The 6,191-nt window shown below is 41.0% G+C and carries 6 protein-coding genes; all 6 read right to left on the bottom strand.

The genetic code is table 11. The features are described from left to right. Window positions 1-669: tetratricopeptide repeat protein (locus QZY09_RS06735; RefSeq protein ID WP_295669960.1), on the bottom strand; the 669-nt coding region annotated here is incomplete at its 3' end. Further along, window positions 666-1,706, bottom strand: a complete 1,041-nt coding sequence (locus QZY09_RS06740) for a VWA domain-containing protein (protein WP_295669963.1) — start codon at window positions 1,704-1,706, stop codon at window positions 666-668. The genes QZY09_RS06735 and QZY09_RS06740, both read right to left, overlap by 4 nt. Window position 1,707: 1 nt before the next feature. After that, the gene (locus QZY09_RS06745) at window positions 1,708-2,706 is read right to left on the bottom strand and encodes a VWA domain-containing protein (RefSeq protein ID WP_295669967.1); all 999 of its coding nucleotides are present in this window, start codon (window positions 2,704-2,706) and stop codon (window positions 1,708-1,710) included. Beyond that, window positions 2,699-3,667, bottom strand: a complete 969-nt coding sequence (locus QZY09_RS06750; protein WP_295669970.1) for a BatD family protein — start codon at window positions 3,665-3,667, stop codon at window positions 2,699-2,701. Before QZY09_RS06750 ends, QZY09_RS06745 begins: the two co-directional genes overlap by 8 nt. Before the next feature lie 5 nt (window positions 3,668-3,672). Then, the gene (locus QZY09_RS06755) at window positions 3,673-4,554 is read right to left on the bottom strand and encodes a DUF58 domain-containing protein (RefSeq protein WP_295669973.1); all 882 of its coding nucleotides are present in this window, start codon (window positions 4,552-4,554) and stop codon (window positions 3,673-3,675) included. Between the two features lie 127 nt (window positions 4,555-4,681). Further along, window positions 4,682-5,605 carry an AAA family ATPase gene (locus QZY09_RS06760; RefSeq protein WP_367119179.1) on the bottom strand — a complete coding sequence of 308 codons (924 nt, stop codon included), beginning with the start codon at window positions 5,603-5,605 and terminating at the stop codon, window positions 4,682-4,684. Between the last annotated feature and the right edge of the window lie 586 nt (window positions 5,606-6,191).

Raw genomic sequence — 6,191 nt, forward strand, 5'->3', positions numbered from 1 at the left:
CTGGGTTTGCTTTTCATCATTATTCAGGGCGTCGAGCATCCGTTCAGCATCTTCTTTTGAAAGTTTATCCTTTTGTTGCCCGTTTTGCTGATCTTTTTTATCCTGATTTTGATTTTGCTTGTCCTGGTTTTGCTTATTCTGGTCTTTATTATTCTTATTATCCTGGTTTTTATTATCCTTATTCTGCTGATTTTTGTTGTCCTGGTTTTTATTATTCTGGTTCTGCTTATTTTGCTGTTGCTGCTGCTTTAGCTTTTCCTGGGCATAGGCCAGGTTATAGCGCGTTTCATCGTCTTTCGGGTTATTCAACAGCGCCTTTTTATAAGCATCAATACTTTCCTCCAGTTTTTTGTTCTCCAGGAACGAATTCCCCAGGTTATGATAGGCCTGTGCTGTTAAAGCTCTATTATTACGGGGAGCCGAGGCTAATTTATTAAACTGTTCGCCGGCATCTGCAAACTTTTTTTGTTTGTAAAGCGCGTCGCCAAGGTTAAAATTGCTTGTCACATCCTGATTTTTCTTTTCAGCAGATTTACGGTAATTTTCCTCAGCCTCCTTGTATTTCTGCTGCTTGTAAAGCTCATTCCCTTTATGAATCAAACTTTTATCCTGCGCAAACAGAAGGTTTCCGCTCAGTAAAAATAATATGATGATAATTAAATACTTCATGTTTTTTTCACCTCAAATAAGTTCAATCCGCTTAACCTTGAGCTTTTCCTGTTCGAGATAAAGAATTCAACAATTAATAAAATAAAAGCAACAGCCAGGAAGAACTGGAAACGGTCTTCAAAATTCTTAAATGATTTGCTGTCGTAGGTTTTCCGTTGCACCTTACCTATCTGCCCCATCACAATATTCAGCCCGGCATTGGCATCAGTGGCGCGTACATAAACGCCCCGGCCTGCAGCTGTAATCTCCTTGCACATATCCTCATTCAGTTTACTAATAACGGTAGTCCCGACGCTATCGGTATGAAAACCCGCCTGTTTCCCGTTTTGGAAAATAGGGATCGGCGCACCTTTCTCTGAGCCCATACCAATCACATTTACCATCACATCTTTTTCTGCAGCATTTTTTGCGGCCGCAACGGCATCGTCTTCGTGATTTTCGCCATCTGTGATAATGATCATTGCTTTACCTGTTCCGTCTTTAAAATCAAACGATTTCATGCCCATATCAATGGCGGCGCCTATGGCAGTGCCCTGGGTCGGAACCATTCCGGTATTAATGGTATTTAAAAACAGTTTCGCCGCAGAGTAATCTGTCGTCACCGGTAGTTGTACATAAGCCTCTCCTGCAAAAACAACGATTCCTATCCTGTCATTATGTAAGTTGTCGATCAGTTGCGCTAACGCTCTTTTAGCATTTTCCAGCCGGTTGGGAGCCATATCCTGCGAGAGCATACTGTTTGAAACATCCAGCAGGATCATCAGGTCGGCGCCCTTCTTTTTCTCTTCCTCCATTTTCGAGCCGATCTGCGGATCAGCAGCTCCGACGATCAGCATTGAAAAGGCAGCTATAAATAAAATAAATTTTAGCCATGGCCGTGAAAAAGACACCTGCGGCACCATCGCCTCAACTACTTTTTTATCGCCCAATGCGGCAAAAGCGCGTTTTTTCCACCTGCTTACCCACAGGAACAGCAGTATAAAAACAGGAACGATTAACATGCCCCATAAAAATTCCGGGTTGGCAAATCTTAGCATACTATGTTAAAGCCCCCCTCAGCCATGTATTTTTCAAAATAAACTCCAGCGACAGCAAAAACAACGTGATCAGTGCAAAGGGCAAAAACAATTCGGTTTTTTTGTGATATTGAGTAACATCAATTTTCGCCTTTTCCATTTTGTCTATCTGTTCGTAAATGTTTTTTAGCGTTTGGTTATCTGTTGCCCTGAAATATTTACCTCCGGTAATATTTGCGATCTTAGTAAGTGTACCTTCATCCACATCTACAGGTATCCTTTGGTATTGAACCCCAAACTGTGTTTGTACCGGGTAAGGTGCAAAGCCGTGGGTTCCGATACCTACCGTATAAACCCTAATGCCAAAATCCTTTGCTATTTCGGCTGCAGTAAGCGGGGGGATAGAGCCCATGTTATTTGAACCGTCTGTTAGCAGTATAACCACTTTGCTTTTAGCCTCACTTTCCTTAAGGCGGTTTACAGCTGTGGCCAGCCCCATACCTATCGCTGTACCATCATCTATCATTCCATATTTAACGTCAGCATAGAGATTTACCAAAACATCATGATCGATTGTTAAAGGGCATTGGGTAAAACTCTCTCCGCTAAAAATAACGAGGCCGATACGGTCGTCGGGGCGGTTTTTGATAAAATCAATGGCGATATTCTTTCCTGCTTCCAACCGGTTAGGCTGAAAGTCTTCGGCAAGCATACTTCCCGAAATATCGGAAGCGATCACGATATCGATCCCTTCGGTGGTGGAATTTTGCCAGCTTAATGAGGATTGTGGCCTCGCTAAGGCCAATATCAGTGAGCCTATCGCCAGTGACCGTAATACGATACCCACATGGCGAAACTTTGGCAGGCTGTTTTTTACCGGTAATGCAAATGCCCTTATTGCTGAAACACTTAAACTGCCATATAATTTTTTCTCTCGCCAAATATACCAGCCAATCATGCCGGGAATGATGATTAAAAGCCAGAAAAAACCCGGATGCGCAAATTCAATTCCGCTAAACATGCTGATTGCCTCCTTCCGTTGCAGGCCTTTCCTGTTGCTTTGTTGCAACTACAAAATCCACAGCAATTTCTATACTTTCCTCATTTTCTGCAGGCAATGGCTTTTCTTTGGCAAACTTCACCAGGTCGGCCAACACCAGTATATGTCTTAACTTACTCCTGTTTGTATCTGTAATAATAATGCGTTTTAAACTGTCAAAAATTTCGTCAGTTGTTTTTTCATGGGTTTTAATAGCATATCTTTTCTCAAGGTATTCACGGATGATATCACTTAATTCGATATAATACTGTTTAACTTCTTCCTGCTGCCATAGCTTTTTATCTTTCAGCTGTTTTAACTGGTTTAATGCTGTCACATGCGGAGGCACAACCAGCCTGGGCGCCCCGGCCAAAGGTTCGGCTTTTGGTCTGCTGCGCAAATACCATATCAGGCCTAAAACCAACCCAACAATAAGCAAAGGCAAAACAATCCAATACCAATTATCCTTTAGCCAGTCTAAAAAAGTATAGCTAACGGTTATTGGCTGTTTAATATCATAAATGGCTTTGGTTGTATCCACTTTAACGGTTTCAACCTGCAGTGTTAATTCATTCGTTTTTATGACGCCGCCCGCTGTTCCGATTGAAAATGATGGCATAGTATAGGTTCCAGCATCAAAACAGGTAATGGTATAGCTTTGCGTTACGGTTAATAAGCTATGATCGTTCTGGTCATAACTGGTATCAGGCTTATTGGCACCTACTACCTGTATTTTACCGGTTATAGTATCAGTAAGCTTCGGAAAGTTTACATGTTCTTTAGCAGGCTGGTGTACAGTCAGGAATAATTTGGTCTGATCGCCTATCCTGATGGTGTATTGCTGCAGTTTAGCCTCCGCTTGTATGTTTTGCGCACTGGCTTTATAACTTAAAAAAGTTAACAATAGTAAAGCCAGGATATAGTTTAAAAACCGGTTATTCATATTTATCACCTTCTTCTTTCCCGTTTTTTAAATAATGTCATTAATGGTTTTACGTATGATTCATGTGTGCCTATTTCTGTTGCATCCACGCCCGAGTGGCTGAACACTTCTTTTAGCCGGGCGTTTCTTTTTAGCGCATCAATTTTAAAAGCATTTCTCACTTTTTTATCACCGGTATTCACCCAAAATATTTCATCCGTCTCTTCATCTTTTACAGGAATCAGCCCTAGGTCAGGGAATTCCTCTTCATGCTTATCAAAAAGCCTTAATGCAATAATATCATGCTTTTTATTTGCAATTTTAAGTTCGTTCTCAAATTCCGGACTCATAAAGTCCGAAATAATAAAGGCGGTGCACTTCTTTTTTATGGCACTGGTAAAATACTTTAACGCCTCAGCCACATTGGTACCTTTATTTTCGGGTTTAAAGTCGATCAATTCTCTTATGATCATTAAAATATGACTACGACCCTTTTTTGGCGGGATAAATTTTTCAATTTTGTCACTAAAAAAGATCACCCCCACCTTATCATTGTTTTGTATGGCCGAAAAAGCCAGTACAGCGCAAATTTCGGTTGCAAGATCCTGTTTTTGTTGGGTGATGGTACCAAAATTCTCAGAGGCGCTTACGTCCATCAGCAGCATTACGGTAAGCTCGCGCTCTTCATCAAAAACCTTAACATAGGGATGATTAAAACGGGCGGTAACGTTCCAGTCAATCGTCCTGATCTCATCCCCTACCTGGTATTCGCGCACCTCGCTAAAAGCCATACCTCTGCCTTTAAAAGCCGAGTGGTATTCGCCTGAGAAGATGTGGTTGCTCATCCCCCTGGTTTTTATTTCGATCTTTCTTACTTTTTTTAGCAGTTCTTTGGTGTCTCTTGCCATAGCTTTTTTTTAGAGCGATGAGTAAAGACCCTTGAATCAAGATAAATACCATCTGATCAATCCATCCGGCAATATCCTTTTTCCCTGTCTTTCTTCCTGACTCTTGATTCTTGACTCTTAATCCAACTTACGGTACAATAACAGCGTTCAAAATCCCTGTAATAACATCTTCAGTGGTCATATTTTCAGCTTCGGCCTCATAGGTAAGGCCAATACGGTGACGCAGTACGTCATGGCAAATTGCCCGCACGTCTTCGGGTATTACATAGCCCCTGCGTTTAATAAAGGCATAGGCCTTGGCTGCAAGCGCCAGGTTAATGCTTGCCCTTGGCGATGCGCCAAAACTGATGAGGTTTTTATAATTCGCTAATTTATATTGCTCAGGATAACGGGTAGCAAAAACGATATCAATTATATATTGCTCAATTTTCTCATCCATATAAACTTCTCTCACCACTTTTCGTGCCCTCACAATTTCGTCTGGGTGCACAACTGGTTTTGGCTTTAACACCCCTTGTGGGTTTACGTTAGCGCGTATAATGAGTTTCTCATCTTCCTTACTGGGGTAACCGATAACCACTTTCAGCATAAAGCGGTCAACCTGCGCTTCAGGAAGCGGGTAGGTACCTTCCTGCTCGATCGGGTTTTGCGTAGCGAGCACAAGGAAAGGATTAGGCAACGCAAAAGTATTGTCGCCAATTGTAACCTGCCGTTCCTGCATCGCTTCAAGCAATGCACTTTGCACCTTGGCCGGTGCGCGGTTTATTTCGTCAGCCAACACAAAATTCGAAAATACAGGCCCTTTGCGCACAATAAATTCTTCCTTTTTCTGGTTGTAGATCATTGTTCCAACCAAATCGGCAGGCAACAAATCAGGTGTAAACTGAATGCGGCTGAAATCAGCCTGGATAGCTTTTGACAGTGTATTGATAGCCAATGTTTTTGCCAGACCCGGCACACCTTCCAAAAGGATATGCCCATCGGCCAATAAACCGATCAGTAACCGCTCTACCATATACTTCTGGCCCACAATAACTTTATCCATCTCCATTTTTAAAAGATCAACAAAGGCGCTTTCACGCTGTATCATTTCGTTAATGGCCCTTATATCTGTTGAATACGATGAACTACCTGACAATGCATCGGTTGAAAGATGCCCGCCGTTACTATTTATATCTTCCATTAGATCCATTTTATTTTGGATTGCAAACTTAAGCACCCGATCATTTTTTTGCTACTGCAATAACCTGTTTAAATGTTAAAATTTGTTAAAATTTAACTTAACAGCCTATAAACACGACTTATTTATTATGAGAATAGTGTTTAAACAATATATACAAGGCAGGAGATGTGATAAAATGGCTATTTATATCGATCGGGAGGATAGTTTAGGCCCGGTTTTAAAAACTTCAAAAAAAAATGGGCTGATCAAAAGATCAGCCCAGTGTATTTCCTAACTAATTGTAGTTGAACAATTATTTAACGCTTCTTTGTGGTGCAAATAATGGCAATACAATGATAGCAACTAATGCAGCAACTTCTAATACAACTAACATGACTAAAGATTTAAATTTTAAAATATTTTATTAATTATTTACCGGGATTTTACCCTCTTTAAGCTTTCGTGTTTCAAATAC

The sequence above is a fragment of the uncultured Mucilaginibacter sp. genome (assembly GCF_903913935.1).
Classification (GTDB): Bacteria; Bacteroidota; Bacteroidia; order Sphingobacteriales; family Sphingobacteriaceae; genus Mucilaginibacter.

Coding starts and splice junctions, on each gene's coding strand:
- QZY09_RS06740 (WP_295669963.1), bottom strand. CDS start 1,706: ATGCTAAGATTTGCCAACCCGGAATTTTTATGGGGCATGTTAATCGTT.
- QZY09_RS06745 (WP_295669967.1), bottom strand. CDS start 2,706: ATGTTTAGCGGAATTGAATTTGCGCATCCGGGTTTTTTCTGGCTTTTA.
- QZY09_RS06750 (WP_295669970.1), bottom strand. CDS start 3,667: ATGAATAACCGGTTTTTAAACTATATCCTGGCTTTACTATTGTTAACT.
- QZY09_RS06755 (WP_295669973.1), bottom strand. CDS start 4,554: ATGGCAAGAGACACCAAAGAACTGCTAAAAAAAGTAAGAAAGATCGAA.
- QZY09_RS06760 (WP_367119179.1), bottom strand. CDS start 5,605: ATGGAGATGGATAAAGTTATTGTGGGCCAGAAGTATATGGTAGAGCGG.